The sequence below is a fragment of the Rhodococcus sp. 2G genome, assembly GCF_001886355.1.
GTDB lineage: Bacteria > Actinomycetota > Actinomycetes > Mycobacteriales > Mycobacteriaceae > Rhodococcus > Rhodococcus pyridinivorans.
Genome location: NZ_CP018063.1, coordinates 4,975,818 through 4,992,640 on the forward strand (window position 1 = coordinate 4,975,818; position 16,823 = coordinate 4,992,640).

General features: G+C 69.3%; 17 protein-coding genes and 1 pseudogene. 10 read left to right on the forward strand and 8 right to left on the reverse strand.

What is annotated here, in order from left to right:
• Positions 1-25 precede the first annotated feature (25 nt).
• Positions 26-655, forward strand: a complete 630-nt coding sequence (locus BO226_RS23635; protein ID WP_019290184.1) for a carbonic anhydrase — start codon at positions 26-28, stop codon at positions 653-655.
• A gap of 101 nt (positions 656-756) precedes the next feature.
• Positions 757-1,503 carry a hypothetical protein gene (locus tag BO226_RS23640; protein WP_006550491.1) on the forward strand — a complete coding sequence of 249 codons (747 nt, stop codon included), beginning with the start codon at positions 757-759 and terminating at the stop codon, positions 1,501-1,503.
• Positions 1,504-1,526: 23 nt separating this feature from the next.
• Here the strand turns inward: BO226_RS23640 and disA are convergent, their stop codons facing one another.
• A complete protein-coding gene (gene disA, locus BO226_RS23645) occupies positions 1,527-2,609 on the reverse strand; it encodes a DNA integrity scanning diadenylate cyclase DisA (RefSeq protein ID WP_006550490.1) in 1,083 nt (360 codons plus the stop codon).
• Positions 2,610-2,702: 93 nt separating this feature from the next.
• Between disA and BO226_RS23650 the strand changes: the two genes are divergently transcribed.
• Positions 2,703-3,266 carry a PaaI family thioesterase gene (locus tag BO226_RS23650; protein ID WP_071936209.1) on the forward strand — a complete coding sequence of 188 codons (564 nt, stop codon included), beginning with the start codon at positions 2,703-2,705 and terminating at the stop codon, positions 3,264-3,266.
• 26 nt (positions 3,267-3,292) lie between these two features.
• On the opposite strand, the gene dinB is transcribed toward BO226_RS23650, so the two are convergent.
• The 3 genes from dinB to BO226_RS23665 form a co-directional block, all read right to left on the reverse strand.
• Complete coding sequence (gene dinB / locus BO226_RS23655; RefSeq protein ID WP_006550488.1) at positions 3,293-4,549, reverse strand: DNA polymerase IV; 1,257 nt, start codon at positions 4,547-4,549, stop codon at positions 3,293-3,295.
• A gap of 57 nt (positions 4,550-4,606) precedes the next feature.
• On the reverse strand, positions 4,607-5,998 hold the full coding sequence (gene radA, locus BO226_RS23660) for a DNA repair protein RadA (protein WP_006550487.1): 1,392 nt from the start codon (positions 5,996-5,998) through the stop codon (positions 4,607-4,609).
• Positions 5,999-6,089: 91 nt separating this feature from the next.
• The gene (locus tag BO226_RS23665; protein ID WP_024102857.1) at positions 6,090-6,722 is read right to left on the reverse strand and encodes a hypothetical protein; all 633 of its coding nucleotides are present in this window, start codon (positions 6,720-6,722) and stop codon (positions 6,090-6,092) included.
• A gap of 276 nt (positions 6,723-6,998) precedes the next feature.
• On the opposite strand from BO226_RS23665, the gene carD reads away from it, so the two are divergent.
• The 6 genes from carD to BO226_RS23695 are packed head-to-tail and all read left to right on the forward strand — an operon-like array spanning position 6,999 to position 12,164.
• A complete protein-coding gene (gene carD / locus BO226_RS23670; RefSeq protein ID WP_006550486.1) occupies positions 6,999-7,487 on the forward strand; it encodes an RNA polymerase-binding transcription factor CarD in 489 nt (162 codons plus the stop codon).
• A 25-nt stretch (positions 7,488-7,512) separates the two neighbouring features.
• On the forward strand, positions 7,513-8,220 hold the full coding sequence (gene ispD / locus BO226_RS23675; RefSeq protein WP_039583832.1) for a 2-C-methyl-D-erythritol 4-phosphate cytidylyltransferase: 708 nt from the start codon (positions 7,513-7,515) through the stop codon (positions 8,218-8,220).
• Positions 8,221-8,225: 5 nt separating this feature from the next.
• Positions 8,226-8,702: a 2-C-methyl-D-erythritol 2,4-cyclodiphosphate synthase gene (ispF, locus tag BO226_RS23680; RefSeq protein ID WP_024102859.1), complete on the forward strand. Its 477-nt coding sequence runs from the start codon at positions 8,226-8,228 to the stop codon at positions 8,700-8,702.
• 11 nt (positions 8,703-8,713) lie between these two features.
• On the forward strand, positions 8,714-10,108 hold the full coding sequence (gene cysS, locus BO226_RS23685; RefSeq protein ID WP_006550483.1) for a cysteine--tRNA ligase: 1,395 nt from the start codon (positions 8,714-8,716) through the stop codon (positions 10,106-10,108).
• Positions 10,108-11,076 (forward strand): 23S rRNA (guanosine(2251)-2'-O)-methyltransferase RlmB, encoded by a 969-nt coding sequence (gene rlmB / locus BO226_RS23690; protein WP_006550482.1) that lies wholly within the window; start codon positions 10,108-10,110, stop codon positions 11,074-11,076. Before cysS ends, rlmB begins: the two co-directional genes overlap by 1 nt.
• 44 nt (positions 11,077-11,120) lie before the next feature.
• Entirely contained in the window at positions 11,121-12,164 is a 1,044-nt protein-coding gene (locus BO226_RS23695) for an alpha/beta hydrolase (RefSeq protein ID WP_071936210.1), read from the forward strand.
• 17 nt (positions 12,165-12,181) lie between these two features.
• On the opposite strand, the gene BO226_RS23700 is transcribed toward BO226_RS23695, so the two are convergent.
• Entirely contained in the window at positions 12,182-13,054 is an 873-nt protein-coding gene (locus tag BO226_RS23700) for a biotin-dependent carboxyltransferase family protein (protein WP_071936211.1), read from the reverse strand.
• An 86-nt stretch (positions 13,055-13,140) separates the two neighbouring features.
• Here BO226_RS23700 and mgtE point away from each other — a divergent pair, with 86 nt between their 5' ends.
• On the forward strand, positions 13,141-14,493 hold the full coding sequence (gene mgtE, locus BO226_RS23705; protein ID WP_024102862.1) for a magnesium transporter: 1,353 nt from the start codon (positions 13,141-13,143) through the stop codon (positions 14,491-14,493).
• A 30-nt stretch (positions 14,494-14,523) separates the two neighbouring features.
• Here mgtE and BO226_RS23710 read toward each other — a convergent pair whose 3' ends face one another.
• The 3 genes and pseudogenes from BO226_RS23710 to BO226_RS26850 all read right to left on the reverse strand — a co-directional run.
• Positions 14,524-15,132 carry a 5-oxoprolinase subunit B family protein gene (locus tag BO226_RS23710; RefSeq protein WP_006550478.1) on the reverse strand — a complete coding sequence of 203 codons (609 nt, stop codon included), beginning with the start codon at positions 15,130-15,132 and terminating at the stop codon, positions 14,524-14,526.
• A gap of 25 nt (positions 15,133-15,157) precedes the next feature.
• Entirely contained in the window at positions 15,158-15,916 is a 759-nt protein-coding gene (locus tag BO226_RS23715) for a LamB/YcsF family protein (RefSeq protein ID WP_019290174.1), read from the reverse strand.
• 19 nt (positions 15,917-15,935) lie between these two features.
• Positions 15,936-16,814, reverse strand: a pseudogene (locus BO226_RS26850) (GMC oxidoreductase); the annotation flags it as partial.
• Positions 16,815-16,823: the final 9 nt, after the last annotated feature.

Genomic DNA, 16,823 nt, shown 5'->3' on the forward strand with positions numbered 1-16,823 from the left:
ATGTGCGCAGGTGAATAATGTACGCATGCCGAACTCCAATCCCATCTCCGCCTGGAAAGCCCTGACCGAGGGTAATCATCGTTTCGTCAGCGACACGCCGCTGCACCCGAGCCAGGGAATCGATCGTCGCGCCGAACTCGTCAACGGCCAGCACCCCACCGCCGTGCTGTTCGGCTGCGGAGACTCCCGCGTCGCCGCAGAGATCATCTTCGACCAGGGGCTCGGCGACATGTTCGTGGTCCGCACCGCGGGTCACGTCATCGACAGTTCCGTCCTCGGTTCCATCGAGTACGCAGTCGACATCCTCAACGTTCCGCTCATCGTCATCCTCGGTCACGACAGCTGTGGTGCCGTGGCGGCGACCATCGATGCCCTCGACAAGGGCACGGTGCCGGGCGGCCACATCCGCAGCCTCGTCGAGCGTGTCGCTCCCTCGATCCTCATGGGCAGGGCCGAGGGTCTGTCCACCGTCGACGAACTCGAGGGGCGCCACGTCGTCGAGACGGGCAAGCTGCTCACGGATCGTTCGCGGATCATCGCCGACCGCATCGCCGACGGCCGCTGCGCCATCGTGGGCGTCACCTACAAGCTCGAGGACGGCAAGGTGAGTCTGCGGGGCCACTTCGGAGACATCGGCGAGGTCTCCGACAACTGAAGACGGGTGCACCTGCGGTCACAACGATGTGACTGCAGGTCACAGCGACACGCCGACGGCGGTGTAGCCGTGCGCAGCCTGTGACACATACCGTGGGGGGCGTGCTTGAACCGACCGGTCCTCTGCCCCCCGAGATCTACTGGCGACGACGCATTCTCGCGATCGGAGTCTCGGTGGTCGTGCTGGCTCTGGTCATCTGGCTCGTAGTGGCGCTGACCGGCGGCGACGACCCCGATCAGAATCCCGAACCCGCAGCAGCGGAGGTGACGACCTCCGCCACCACGACGGCGGCCGATGCGTCCGCCGACGCGGCGTCCGCGAGCACCACCCGGAGCGGTGGATCCTCGGGTTCGTCCGGGACGCGTAGTGCAGGGGATTCGGCCTCGGAGGACGCGGACGACGAGGACAACACGTCCACGTCCGCCACCACCTCCGCTGCTCCGGTTCCGCCGGGGCAGTGCTCCGATCAGTCGCTCGCCGTGCGGGTGACGGCGGACGAGCCGAACTACAGGGTCGGTTCCGAACCCGATTTCACGATCGTCATCACCAACATCGGCACGTCGCAGTGCGAACGCGACCTCGGTGCGGGCCTTCAGCAGGTGCTCGTCTACAGCCTCGACGGCAACGAGCGACTCTGGGCGAACACCGACTGCTTCCCCGAATCGACCGCCGACATCCGGTCGCTCGCTCCGGGCGACCAGGCCGCCTATTCCGTCAAGTGGTCGGCGACGACCTCCGAGCCCGGCTGCCAGGCGCCGCGCGAACCGGTCGGTCCCGGCGCGTACACCGTGGTCGGGCAGCTCGGCGGCCTGCGCAGCGCGCCCGAGCCGTTCAACATCACGCCCTGACCTGCTGCTCGTCCGGTAGTTGTTCAGTCGTAGTGGTTGATCGCGGCTTCGGCGAGCCGCGACAGTCCCTCGCGGATGTACCGGGCCCACAGGGCGCCGACCCCGTCGACCGCCTGCAGATCGGCAGCGGTGGCCGCGAGCAGGCCCTGCAGTGTGCCGAACGCACCTACGAGCCGGTTGATCTGCCGGGCCTGCAGGCGCGGCACCCGATGGAGCACGCGATAACCGCGGGGACTCATCGAGGTGTCGAGGGCCTCGATGGTGCCCGAATAGCCGAAGGCGCGGGCGAGGCTCGTCAGGTCGAGCAGGTCGACGTCGGTCAGGTGTGCGAGACGCTCGAGCGCCTGCTCGACCTCCTGCTGGGTGGGGACGTGCTCGCCCGCAAGATAGTCCCGCACGATGAGCTGCCGGGCGAGCTGGTTGTCGCCGACGAGTTCTTCGAGCTGGAGGGCCAGCTGGCGACCGTCGGTCCCGAGTTCGAGCACGTCCTGCTCGATCTCCACGGACAGGCGGTGCATCATCTCGAGCCGCTGCGCCACGGTGAGCGCGTCGCGCAGCGTGACGATGTCCTCGATCTCGACCACGGACAACTGCCGGGTCACCTCGTCGAGGCGGGCCTTGTACCGCTCGAGTGTCGCGACGGCCTGGTTGGCCCGGGACAGGATGGTCGCGGAGTCGTTGATGACGTGGCGGCGACCGTCGACGTACACGCTGACGATGCTCATCGACTGGCTGACCGAAACCACCGGATATCCGGTCTGGATGGCGGTGCGTTCCGCGGCGCGGTGCCGGGTGCCGGACTCCACGGTGGGGATGCTCGGATCGGGCACGAGTTGCACGTTGGCACGCACGATGCGCGAACCGTCGGTGGACACGACCACGGCGCCGTCCATCTTCGACAGCTCCCGAAGTCGGGTGGGGGCGAACTCGACGTCGAGTTCGAAACCGCCGTCGCACAGCTCGGCGACCTTGTCGTCGAAACCGAGGACGATCAGGCCGCCCGTGCGGCCGCGGAGGATGCGTTCGAGACCGTCGCGTAGCGCGGTGCCGGGCGCCAGACGAGCGATGGTGTCGCTCAGCGTCGATGCCGGCGCCGACTCGGTCATCTGGACTTCCTTCCCCTGTGCGGTCTGCGGTCGTCGTCACAATGCGCGGACTCGTGGATCGGCGCCCCGACCGCGCAACTACATTACTTGCTTATGCGCAGCACCTGGACTTTGCCCGACGACCTCGTCGTTCCCGATCTGCCGGAAGATCATCCCGGCCCGGGTGCGCCGGTACCGCAGCATTGGAACAAGTGCTTCGGGTGTGGTGACGACCAGCCCTCCGGCCTCGCGATGGAGTTCACGATCGGCGAGGGCCTCGAGGTGCTCGGCCGTCTCGACGTCGCCACGCGCTACCAGGGCGGACCGGGATTCATCCACGGCGGCATCCTCATGACGGCCTTCGACGAGGTCCAGGGAATGGCGTGCAACGCCGCCCTGCGGACCGCCGTCGTCACCGGGCACTTCGAGACGGACTTCGCCCGTCCCATCCCCCTGGGCTCGGTGCTCGAGTTCCGCGCCCGCGTCGACGGCGTGGTGCGGCGCAAGGTCTACACCAGTGCGGAGGCGCGCATCGTCGCCGGTCCGCCGGCCGATCCGGACGTCGTGGTGGCGTCGTCGGTCGGGTTGTTCGTCGTCGTCGGGCACGAGCACTTCGCGAAGGGCCGCGACTACGCCGACGGCATCCCGCAGAGTGAACACGACATCTCCGCCGTCTGACATCTCCGCCCTCCGGGTTCTCGCGTTCAGGTCTCCGGTCCGTCGGGGAGCAGCGGAACACCCGGCCGGTGGTCGCGTCCGAGCAACGCCGCGGAAGTGACCGCGCCCGCGCCGTAGCGGGAGTGCAGATCGTCCAGGACGGCATCGAGGGCATGCCGGTCGACGGCGCGGTGCTGCGTTCGCGTGTCTCCAGTACTGTCCCCGGCGGCCTCGACCGGCTCGTCGAACGGCAGCTCGAGTTGCTCGACGCCTTCACCGACGAGATTCGTCACCGCGATCCCGATGAGCGTGAGACCGCGCTCGGCGATGAGCGGTCGGGTCTGCTCGAGCAGGTCGTGCGCCGCCGCCGACAGCAGATCGGTGCGTGCGGTGGCCCCGGGCAGCGTGTGAGAGCGTGTCGCGCGGGTGTAGTCGGCGAAGCGCATCCGCAGGACCACCGTGCGGCCGAGGCGTCCGGCCCGGCGCATCCGCCGGCCCACGCGGTCGACGAGCAGTTGCAGCGTCTCGCCGACCGACTCGAGACTGTGGGGTCCGCGGCCGAGCGCGTGCTGCGCGCCCATCGAACTGCGCCGCCGATGCCGGACCGGACGCGGATCGTGACCGATCGCGAGCGCGTGCAGGTGGCGTCCCGCCGTGCGTCCGAGCAGCGAGACGAGATCGGACTCGGAGTGGGCGGCGACATCGGCCACGGTCCGCAGACCGTGCGCGTGCAACTTCGCCGCCGTCACCTTGCCGACGCCCCACAACCGCTCCACCGGCAACGGATGGAGGAACTCGAGTTCGGCGTGCGGAGGGACGAGGAGCAGTCCGTCGGGCTTGGCCACCCCGCTCGCGACCTTGGCGAGGAACTTGGTGCGCGCGACACCGACGGTGATCGGCAGCCCCACCTCCTCGGCGACCGTGCGGCGCAGGCGTGCGGCGATGTCGACGGGTCTGCCGGCGATGCGCCCGAGACCGGAGACGTCGAGGAATGCCTCGTCGATGGAGATCCCCTCCACGATCGGTGTGGTGCGATCGAAGATCGCGAAGACGTCGCGCGAGGCCTGCGCATAGGCCTCCATGCGGGGAGGCACCGAGATCAGTCCCGGGCACAGGGCGCGGGCGGCTCGGCCCGACATCGCGGTGACGATGCCGTGAGCCTTGGCCTCATAGCTCGCCGCGAGTACGACGCCCCCGCCCACGACGATCGGTTTGGCGCGCAGCCACGGATCGTCGCGCTGCTCCACCGACGCGTAGAACGCGTCGAGATCGGCATGCAGCACCGTCGCATCGGACACGAACACATGTTCGCACCGGCCGCCGACACCTCGGCAGATCGGCGCTGCCGACATGTCCGCAGGTCAGCGCGTGAGGGTCGACAGTGCCTGCGCCACGTTGGACACCTCGAACTTCTTCATGCCCTTCGGGACACCCTCGACATCGCGCGGAACCACCCCGCGGTCGAAGCCGAGCCGGTTCGCCTCCGCGAGTCGGCGACCCGCACCGACGACACGACGGACCTCCCCGGCGAGACCGACCTCGCCGAGCAGCACGGTGCCGGCCGGGACGGGCTGGTCGCGTACGGCTGAGGCGACGGCGAGTGCGAGCGCGAGGTCGGCGGACGGATCGGTGATCCGCATACCGCCGACGGTGGAGGCGTAGACGTCGCAGTTACCGAGCCGGCCGAGCCCGCAGCGACGCTCGAGCACCGCGAGCACCATCGCCACCCGCGCCGAGTCGAGACCGCTCACGGCGCGTCGCGGTGAAGGATTGTGCGTGGGCACCACGAGCGCCTGGACCTCACCGAGGAGCGGGCGTTTGCCGTCCATCGTGACCGTGACGGCAGTGCCGGGCACGGCCTCGTCGCGGTGCTGCAGGAACAATCCCGACGGGTCGCTGACGCCGACGATCCCGTCCTCGGCAAGTTCGAAGCAGCCCACCTCGTCGGCGGCTCCGAACCGGTTCTTCACCCCGCGCACCATGCGCAGCGTGGAGTGCTTGTCGCCTTCGAAGTGCAGCACCACGTCGACGAGGTGCTCGAGGGAACGCGGACCGGCGACCGCGCCGTCCTTGGTGACGTGGCCGATGAGCAGCACCGGGATGCCGCTGGACTTCGCGAGGGAGGTCAGGGCGCTGGTGACTGCGCGGACCTGCGTGACACCGCCGGTCACGCCGTCGACGTCGGCGGCGAGCATCGTCTGGACGGAGTCGACGACCAGCAGCGTGGGCTTGACCTGCTCCACGTGCCCGAAGATCGTCGCGAGGTCGTTCTCGGCGGCAAGATAGACCCGGTCGTGCACGGCGCCGGTGCGGTCGGCGCGCAGGCGCACCTGACCGGCCGACTCCTCGCCGGTGACGTAGAGCGCGCGATCGGCTTCGCCGCGCAACGCCCAGCGGTGCACCACCTCGAGGAGCAGCGTGGACTTGCCGACACCGGGTTCGCCGGCGAGCAGGACGACCGAACCGGGTACGACACCGCCGCCGAGGACGCGGTCGAGCTCGGGGATGCCCGTGGGCTTCGCGTGGGTGGCCTTGCCGTCGATCTGCGACAGCGGGGTGGCCGGGGTGCTCGGCAGTACGGCGGCGGCACCGGCGCGGGCGAGCGAGGTACCCGACCGCGAGGCGACCGCGACCGGTTGGACGGGTGCTTCGTCCATCGACCCCCACGTTCCGCATTCGGGACAGCGCCCGACCCACTTCGCGACGGTGTGCGAGCAGTCGGAACAGCGGTAGAGGGTCTTGGTCTTTGCCACGGCCGGAGGATAGTCGGTCGCACCGACACCGGAGCGGATGCGAGGAGGGCCCGGCCGAGCTGTGCTCGACCGGGCTCTCCAGCAGGAAGTCCTAGTGTGCTTCGCCCACGATCGGCGAGAGCTCCGACTCGTCGCGGGGGAGCTCCGGGCCGGCGTCGATCGGCACGGACAGGGTCACGTCGCCGGCCTCGGCGAACGTGAAGGTCACGGGGATGGTCAGGCCCGGGCGGACACCCTCGGAGAGGTTCACGAGCTCGACGTTGTTGACGACGCCTGCCGGGGCCGGGGAGGGGGTCTCCTCGGTGCTGTTCGGACGCGGCGACTCGTCGACCTCCTCGACGAGGGCGGCGTTCTCCTCGGAGACACCGGCGACCACGGAGGACTGCGGCGGAATCTCGAGGCGGGCACCGGTGACCGAGGCTGCGAAATCGGTGGAGATACCGGTGAGCTGATCGCCGACGTACGGGTCGAGGTTGACGATCGTGAAGCCGAGCTGGGCGGTGCCGCCGGGCTCGATGCTGTACTCCTCGGAGTTCGGGTAGATCACGTGCACGTTGCGCAGCGCGAGGCTGCCGGCGTCCACGTTGGAACCGTTGATGGCCGCGACCTGGGTCGAGGTCTGGGTGATCTGACCGGCGCTGCACGCGGACATCGTGAGCGCCGCTCCCGCGGCAAGGGCGAGAGCGGTCACGACTCGGCGAGTCGGCGCTTTGAGAGCAGTCACGGGTTCCTCCACTCGAGTAAGGCTCGCAATCCACTAGGCAGAGTAGTAGTTCCCGTGTGCGCTGTGTACGTCGGGGCCGGATCTCGTGCGGATTCGCGCGCGGAAGACGAGATCGACAGGCGCCCACGGGCGGGTGTGTCGGAGGTCACCCGATACACGGAAGCAACTGCCTGTCAAGCCCTAGGCTCAGTGCTCGGTGCCCCTGACCTGCATCGTTGACGGGAGGGTGATGTGGTCACGTGTTAAACTGGGAGAATCGAAAGGGGCACGGGACACATGATTTTCAAGGTCGGAGACACCGTCGTATACCCCCACCACGGTGCGGCGCTGATCGAAGCAATCGAAACACGCACCATCAAGGGTGAGCAGAAGGAATATCTGGTTCTGAAAGTCGCGCAGGGCGACCTGACGGTCCGGGTACCTGCAGAGAACGCGGAGTACGTCGGAGTGCGCGACGTCGTCGGGCAGGAAGGCCTCGACAAGGTTTTCCAGGTGCTGCGCGCACCCCACACGGAAGAACCCACCAACTGGTCACGGCGGTACAAGGCCAACCTCGAGAAGCTGGCCTCCGGCGATGTCAACAAGGTCGCAGAAGTTGTGCGCGACCTGTGGCGCCGGGAGCAGGACCGCGGCCTGTCCGCAGGTGAGAAGCGGATGCTTGCCAAGGCACGTCAGATCCTCGTCGGTGAGCTCGCGCTCGCCGAGGGCACCGACGACGTCAAGGCGGAGACCATGCTCGACGAGGTTCTCGCCGCCGCTTCCTGACGCGCGAGACATCGGCAAACTGCACATGAGCGATCGCAACGGGCCGGTCGTCGGAATCCTTCCGGCGGCCGGCCGCGGTGTTCGCCTGGGAGAACCACTGCCCAAGGCGTTCGTGGAACTGGACGGCCGCACGATGCTCGACCGCTCGGTCGAGGCGATGCTCGCTTCAGCGGTCATCGATCGAGTGGTGATCGTCGCGCCGCCCGAACTGGCTGCGACGCCCGCGGACCGGCTCGTCGGCGAGTCGTTCGCCGACCGGGTCACCGTCGTCGCGGGTGGCGCCGAACGCGCCGACTCGGTGCGCGCCGGTCTTGCGGCGGCATCGGGCGCGCGGTTCGTGCTCGTCCACGACGCCGCGCGTGCGCTCACCCCGGCCGAGCTGTTCGTCCGGGTCGTCGACGCGTTGCGGGCCGGCAGCGACGCGGTGATCCCCGTCCTGCCCGTCGTCGACACCATCAAGAGTGTCGACAAGGACGGAGTCGTCACCGGGACTCCCGACCGGTCGACCCTCCGCGCGGTGCAGACGCCGCAGGGATTCGACGTCGAATTGCTCGAGCGGGCCAACCGCGACGCCGCCGACGCGACCGACGACGCGGGACTCGTCGAGCGGTTGGGGGAGCGGATCACCACTGTCGTGGGAGACCCTCTCGCTTTCAAGATCACCACCCCACTGGACCTGGTGCTGGCACGGACCGTGCTCGCGTCCGGCGTCCGCACCGAGAAGGAGATGTGAGCATCGTGCGTGTCGGCATCGGAACGGACGTGCATCCCGTGGAGGCCGGACGGCCGTGCTGGATGGCCGGTCTGCTGTTCGAGGACGCCGACGGGTGCGCGGGTCACTCCGACGGGGACGTCGCTGCGCACGCGCTGTGCGATGCGGTGCTCTCGGCCGCCGGTCTCGGCGACCTCGGATCGGTCTTCGGCACGGGCCGACCGGAGATGGCCGGCGCCTCCGGTGTCGCGATGCTCGGCGAGGTACGTCGCCTGCTCGACGACGCCGGCTGGGTGGTGGGCAATGCCGCCGTCCAGGTGATCGGGAACCGCCCGAAGATCGGGCCGCGGCGCGAGGAGGCACAGGCGGTGCTGTCCGAGGCGCTCGGCGGTCCGGTCTCCGTGTCGGCGACCACCACGGACGGACTCGGGCTCACCGGCCGGGGAGAAGGTGTGGCGGCGGTTGCGACCGCACTGGTCCTGGCCCAGCAGGACGAGCGGTAGGATAGACGGTCGTGACCTTGCGCTTATACGACACCGAATCGCGGGCCGTGCGGGATTTCGAACCGCTGGTCCCCGGCCAGGCCTCGGTGTACCTGTGTGGGGCCACCGTCCAAGGCGAACCCCATATCGGGCACGTACGCAGCGGCGTTGCGTTCGACGTGCTCCGCCGGTGGCTCGCTACCAAGAGTCTCGATGTCTTGTTTGTGAGAAATGTCACAGACATCGAGGATAAGATCCTCCGCAAGGCGGCAGAGGCAGGTCGGCCGTGGTGGGAGTGGGCCGCGACCTACGAGCGGGCCTTCAACCGCGCCTACGATGCGCTCGGTGTGCTTCCTCCCTCGGTGGAACCTCGCGCGACCGGCCACATCACGCAGATGGTCGAACTCATCCAGCGCCTCATCGACGCCGGGCACGCCTACGCGGCCGACGGCGACGTCTACTTCGACGTGCTGAGCTACCCCGAATACGGTGCCCTCTCCGGACACCGCATCGAGGACGTCCACCAGGGTGAGAGCGCCGGACTCGGCAAGCGCGACCCCCGCGACTTCACGCTGTGGAAGGCCGAGAAGCCCGGTGAGCCGTCCTGGCCCACCCCGTGGGGACGTGGTCGCCCCGGCTGGCATCTCGAGTGCTCCGCGATGGCCGGCTTCTATCTCGGCGGCACCTTCGACATCCACTGCGGAGGCATGGACCTCGTCTTCCCGCACCACGAGAACGAGATGGCGCAGTCCCGCGCCGCCGGCGACGGCTTCGCCCGCTACTGGTTGCACAACGGCTGGGTGACGATGGGCGGCGAGAAGATGTCGAAGTCGCTCGGTAACGTGCTGTCGATCCCCAACGTGCTCGCCCGCGTCCGGCCGCAGGAACTGCGCTACTACCTGGGCAGCGCCCACTACCGTTCGATGCTCGAATACTCCGACGACGCGCTCGCCGAAGCGGCGGCGGCCTACCGGGGACTCGAGTCGTTCGTGCTCAAGACCCGCGACCGCGCGGGCGAGGTGCCCGTGGGCGAGTGGACCGAGGCCTTCGCCGAGGCTCTCGACGACGATCTCGGTGTGCCCAAGGCGCTCGCGGAAATACACCGCAAGCGCAGCAAGGGCAACAAGGCGCTCGACAACGGCGATCTCGACACGGCCGTGCAGATCGCGTCGCAGGTCCGGAGCATGCTCGGCATCCTCGGTGTCGACCCGCTCGACGAGCACTGGTGCTCCACCGACGATTCAGGGTCGGCCGCACTCGCGGCACTCGACGTGCTGGTCGGCGCGGATCTCGAACGCCGCACGACCGCCCGGGCCGAGAAGAACTGGGCGGTGGCCGACGAGGTGCGGGACCGCCTCACAGCCGCGGGGGTCGAAGTGACCGATACGCCCAACGGACCCGAGTGGTCTCTGAAAGCAGGACAGTGATGGCAGGCAATTCCCAGCGTCGCGGCGCTATTCGTAAGGGCGGCACGAAGAAGGGGCAGGTCGTCGGGTCCGGCGGGCAGCGGCGACGCGGGCTCGAAGCGCGTGGCGCCACCCCCAAGGCCGAGGACCGGCCCTACCACCCCGCCGCACGGCGTGCCCGGGCCGCGGCCAAGGCCGCCGACCCGCGCGGTGGCGGTCGTCGTCCCGCGGCGGGTCGCAAGGCCGAGGACGGGCCCGAGATGGTGCTCGGCCGCAATCCGGTCGTCGAGTGCCTGCGTGCCGGTGTGCCCGCGACCGCTCTGTACGTCGCCCTCGGCGCCGAGGCCGACGAGCGGCTCAAGGAAGCCGTGCAGCGCTCGGCCGAGATGGGCATCTCGATCCTCGAGGTCTCGCGTTCCGAACTCGACCGTCTGTCGTCGAACGGGATGCACCAGGGCATCGGCCTGCAGGTGCCGCCGTACCGCTACGCGCACCCCGACGACCTGCTGGCCCGCGCCGCGGAGAACCACGAGCGTCCGCTGCTCGTGGCCCTCGACAACATCTCCGATCCGCGCAATCTCGGCGCGGTGATCCGTTCGGTCGCGGCCTTCGGCGGCCACGGTGTGGTCATCCCGCAGCGCCGTTCGGCGTCGGTGACGGCCGTGGCATGGCGCACGAGCGCCGGTGCCGCAGCGCGACTGCCCGTCGCGCGTGCCACCAACCTCACGCGCACGCTCAAGGACTGGCAGTCCCGCGGTGTCCGCGTCGTCGGTCTCGATGCCGGTGGCGACACCAACCTCGACGATTTCGACGGCACCGATCCCGTCGTCGTGGTCGTGGGGTCGGAGGGCAAGGGACTCTCGCGCCTGGTGCGGGAGACCTGCGACGCCGTTCTCTCCATCCCGATGGCCGGAGACGTCGAGTCGCTCAACGCCTCCGTCGCGGCGGGCGTGGTGCTCGCGGACATCGCGCGGCAGCGTCGGGTCTGATCGAGTCTGCCCGAGCTGCGGTCGCGAGGGCCTAGTCTGTCCTCGTGGTCGCATCCCTGCCGTTCCGTACGAAGGTGTTCGCCTTCCTCGCACGCTTCGCCGACAAGTCCATTGCCGACGCGTCCGTCGACGAGATCCCGGCACGTCGTGCTGCGCGCACGAAGCTCCTGTCGTCCCCGGTCGGACGGCTGATCTCGGGCCGGACGCATCCCGGCGTGCGGATCGAGGACCGATGGGTCGAACTCGAGCACGAGGTGATCGACGATCTCGCCCCCGAGGACTCCCCGGTCCGGACCCGTCTGCGGATCTATCGGCCCTCGGCGCGAACGAGCGGTCCGCTGCCGGTCGTGCTGCTGTTCCACGGCGGCGGGTGGGTGCTCGGCAATCCGGAGCAGAACGAGTGGTGGGCGAGCCACACCGCCGCGCGGACCCCGAGCGTCGTGGTGTCGGTGGACTACCGGCTCGCCCCCGAACATCCCTATCCCGCAGCGGTGCTGGACTGCTGGGCGGCGTTCCGGTGGGTCGTCGCACACGCTGCGGAACTCGACGGTGATCCGTCCCGCGTCGTGGTCGCCGGTGACAGTGCCGGAGGCAACCTCGCCGCGGTCGTCGCCGACGTGGCCGCCCGCTCGGGTGGTCCGCTGCCGGCCGGTCAGGTGCTGATCTATCCGGCGACGGAGATGGAGGAGGAGTTCCCGTCGGAGCGGCAGTTCGCGAACGCTCCCGTGCTCACCTCCCGCGGTATGCGGGCGTTCGTGCGCCTGTATCTGGCCGGAGCCGATCCGTATGCGCCGACCGCGGCTCCCCTGCGCGGCACGCTCGCCGGTGCCGCCGTACCGGCCCTCGTCCAGATCGCCGGGCACGACCCGTTGCGCGACAACGCCGTTCGATACGCCGAAGCATTGCGGGCCAAGGGCGGCGACGTCGCGGAGACCGATTATCCCGACACCGTGCACGGCTATCTCAGCCTGCCCGGCATCTCTCCGCCCGCGACACACGCACTCGACGAGGCGATCACCTTCGTACGTCGGGTGACGGCTACCGACCCGACCGACGAGGACGACACCTCCGTGCCGTCACGCGCCTGACGGTCACCCAGCAGCGATCACCGTACCGGCACGAACCGCACCCGCTGTCCGGGACGCAGTTGCGCCGCGACCGGCAGATCGGCGGCGACCGCCACCGCGGCCACCGGATAGCCGCCCGTGACGGGATGGTCGACGAGGAACAGCACCGGATGCCCGTCCGGCGGTATCTGCAGCGAGCCTGGAACCATGCCCTCGCTGGGCATCTCCTCCTGCCGTGCCCGGTGCAGTCGGCCGGGACCGTGGAACCTGATACCCACCCGGTCGAGTTCCGGTGTCACCGTCCATGTCTCGTGGAACAGCGCCCGCAGTGATCCGGGCGTGAACCAGTCGTCGCGCGGGCCGGGCCGTACCCGGATCTCCACGGGGTCGTCCATCGGCGGCGGTGGTGGGAACTGCTCCTCGTCGGGCAGGTGACCCGACATCGCCCCGACCAGCAGACTGTCGCCGGCGCGAACGGGTGACGGTCCGGTGTGCGACAGGATGTCGGTGGATCTACTGCCGAGCACCTCCCGCACGTCGATGCCGCCGCGTACCGCGAGGTAAATCCGCAGGCCTTCGTTCGAGACGCCGATCCGCAGCACGTCGTCGTTGCGGAGGGTGATGCGCGCCCAGTCGCCGACCGGCCGGTCGCACACGGTCACGTCGGCGCGGGCACCGGTCACGGCCACGATCGTCTCGCCGACGCTGCGGACGGCGAGACCGCCGCCGGTCACCTCGAGTGTCGCCGCGTCCGGCTGGTTCCCCACGAGCCGGTTCGCGGCGTCGTGTGCGCGCCGGTCGGCGGCACCGGACCGGGTGAGGCCCGAGGAACCGTAACCGGGACGTCCGCGATCCTGGACCGTCGTGAGCATTCCGCCGGAGAGCACCTCGAACCACGCCACGATGTTCATTCTCACTCACCGGCTTCGATCGCACGTCCGCACTCCGGCCGAACGATCGCGTTAGGTTGAAGATCATGAGGAAGGAGGTGACGATCATGGATGAAGCAGACGTCCGGGCGGCGACGACGCGACTGATCGAGAAGGCCGTCGAGGCCGACGACCTTCAGGCCGCGCACGACGCTGTCGCGGAACTGAGCGTCGAACAGGTCGTCGACGTGCTCGAACGGCTCGGTCGGACGGATCGAGCAGTGCTCTACCGGTTGCTGCCCAAGGACCGGGCGATCGACGTCTTCGAACAGCTCGACCCGAGCATGCAGAGCGAACTGCTCCGCGGGTTGCGCGACGATCAGGTGGCCGCAATCTTCGCCGACCTCGAACCCGACGACCGGGTGGAACTGCTCGACGAACTGCCCGCGACGGTCGCGTCGACCCTCATGCGCGGCCTGCCGCCCGCCGACCGCGAGGTGACCGCCACGATCCTCGGCTATCCGCAGCGGTCGATCGGCCGGCGGATGAGCCCGGCCTTCGTGTCGCTGCGGCAGGACATGACCGTCGAGCAGGCGATGGACGCCGTGCGTCGTCGGCTCGACGACGCGGAGACGGTGTACACGCTGCCGGTGGTGGACGACGGTCGTGTGCTCGTCGGGGTGGTCGGTCTGCGCGAGCTGATGACTGCGGCGCCGGGAACGGTGCTCGCCGACATCATGAACGAGCCCTACTGGGCGCGCGTGACCGACGACGCCGAGGAGTCCGCGCGCCGCTGCGCCGAACTCAAACTGCTGGCGTTGATCGTCGTCGACAGCGAGACCAGGTTGGTGGGCATCCTGACCGTCGACGACGCCCTGCGGATCCTCGAAGCCGCCGACAGCGAGGACCAGGCGCGCATCGGCGGTACCGAGCCGCTGCGCCGGCCCTATCTCGCGACACCCGTCGGGCAGTTGGTGCGCTCGCGGGTGGTGTGGTTGCTCTTCCTGGCACTCGGCGCGACCCTCACGGTCCAGGTCCTCGAGGTATTCGAGTCGACCCTCGATCAGGTGGTCACCCTGGCGTTGTTCGTGCCGCTGATCATCGGCACCGGGGGCAACACCGGAAACCAGGCCGCCACCACGGTCACCCGCGCATTGGCGCTCGACGACGTGACGCCACGCGACATCGGCGGGGTGATCGCCCGCGAGCTCCGGGTGGGTCTGTCCCTCGGTGTCCTGCTGGGCTCGGTCGCGTTCGTCCTGACGTCCCTGGTCTACGACTCGTCGGTGGGCGCGGTGATCGGGCTGACGCTGGTGAGCATCTGCACCCTCGCCGCCACCGTCGGTGGTGCGATGCCGTTGGTGGCCAAATCGATCCGCGCCGACCCCGCGGTCTTCTCCAATCCGTTCATCACGACCTTCGTCGACGCGACCGGCCTGGTGATCTATTTCCTCGTCGCGAAGGCCGTGCTCGGTATCTGAGCGCAGCGGCGCAGTGGATCCGGGGACGGCTCAGATCGCGACGAAGCGCACCGCACATCCCGGTCGCAGCAGCGCCGCAGGAGTCCGGTCCGGTTGCCACAGCGGGGCATCGGAGGTTCCGATGAGTTGCCATCCTCCGGGCGACTTCCGCGGATAGACGCCCGAGAACTCACCCGCCAGTCCCACGGCGCCGGACGGGACGGAGGTGCGCGGTGAACTGCGACGCGGCACGTGCAATCGAGAATCCCCGCCGGTGAGATACGCGAAGCCGGGCGCGAACCCGCCGAAGGCGACCGTCCAGAGGCTGCCGGTGTGGGCGGCGATCACGCCGTCCGCGCCGAGGCCGGTCAACTCGCCGACCTCTTCGAGATCGACGCCGTCGTACCGGACTTCGAGCGTCACCTCCTCGATGTCGACGTCGTCCCCGGACACCGGTGGGGTGGTGGTGACCCACTTGTGCACGACCTGCGCGCCGGTCTCCGACGGATCGAAGCACACCAGCAGTGTCCGCGCCGCCGGCACGAGATCGACGACGCCACGCGGCCGCTCGCGGTCGAGTGCCCGGAAGTGGGCGAGAACCTCGTCGAGGGAATCGAATTCGGCGAGCAGGGCGCTGTCTCCGGCACGAAGGATTTTCATCGGTGGACCTCGCGGTGTCGGGCGTTCACACGAACGCCCGGATGTCGATCTTCTCGGCGTCGAGGCGGCGGCGCACGGCGACGGCCATCGCCGTGGCGTCGGGGGAGTCGCCGTGGATGCACACCGACTGCGCGTTCACGCGTATGTCGCTGCCGTCGACGGCGGTGACTACCCCCTCGGTGACCATGCGCAGGACCCGCTCGGCGACCTCCTCCGGATCGTGCAGTACCGCACCGGGTTCGCGTCGGGAGACGAGCGTGCCCTCGGGGGTGTAGGCGCGGTCGGCGAACGCCTCGGCGACCACCTTCAGTCCGGCCCGTTCGGCCTCCTCGAGGAAGACGGAGCCGGGCAGTCCGAGGACGGGCAGCGAGGCGTCGTAGGCGCGTACCGCATCCACGACCGCACGGGCCTGTTCGCGGTGATGGACGATCGCGTTGTACAGCGCGCCGTGGGGTTTGACGTAGCTCGCCGACGAACCGGCCGCCCGGGCGAGACCGTCGAGCGCGCCGATCTGATAGATGATCTCGGCGGTGAGATCCGCCGACGGCACCTCGATGAAGCGGCGGCCGAAACCGCCGATGTCGTTGTAGCCGACCTGGGCACCGATCCTTACCGCGCGCTTCGCGGCGCCGTGGCACGTGTGCAGCAGTGTCGCCGGGTCGCCGGCGTGGAATCCGCACGCCACGTTGGCGCTGGTGACGATGTCGAGCATGGTCTCGTCGTCGCCGAGACGCCACCGGCCGTAGCTCTCGCCGAGGTCGCTGTTGAGGTCGATGCGGGTCACGACCCGAGTCTATGCCCGCTCAGAAGACCGTTCCGACGTCGCGGACGACGATGTCGTCGAGGGCGCGTTCGACGACGGCGGCGATCGTCATCGACGGGTTGCACGCGGCGGTGTTGCCCGGCATGAGGGCTCCGTCGAGCACGTACAGCCCGCGCTGGCCGAACACCCGGCCCTCGAGATCGCACACCGTGCTCATGCTCGCGCCGCCGAGCGGGTGCCAGGTCGACGGGGACGATCGAGTTGGTGTCGGTCAGGATGCTGCGTTCGCCGGTGATGCGGCGCACGGTGGGGTCGATGTGACCCGTCTGCAGCACCGCGTCCCCTTCGTGCGGCCAGCGCAGGACGGCGTCGTCGCGAGCGGCGTCGTAGACGAAGTGCCCGCGACCCTCACTGACGCCGTAGCCCTGCTTGCCGCCGTTGTTGACACCCGTCGCACCCGAACCGTCGGTGTAGGCCGGGGCCATCTCGCCGCGGAGTTCGGCGAGCGCGTAGTCCCAGTCGATCGGCATCGGGATCTTGTCGATAGGGAAGCCGGCCTTCCGCGCAGGGTCGGCGAAGATGCGCGAGGTCGCGTAGTTGGGGCTGTCGACGAGTTCGTCGGGCGCCACGGCCAGGCGCAGCATCTGCGCGACGCGCGGGTAGTGGACGCGGTCCATGCGCGCCCAGTCGAGTTCGTTCGGGAAGTGGGCGTTGAACACCGCTTCGTCGGGTTGCAGCGTCATGCCCTGGTAGACGAGCGACCCGCCGCCGACACCGGCGGCGCACAGGGCCGTCATGTTCTCGCCGACGCACGCCTCGACCAGGTGTAGGGCTCGAAGGCGAGGTGACGACCGAACACCTCGGGGCTCGACCGGTGCCACAGGAACCGCTTGTCGGGGTTGTCGACGCGAAGGAACGACGCGTGACG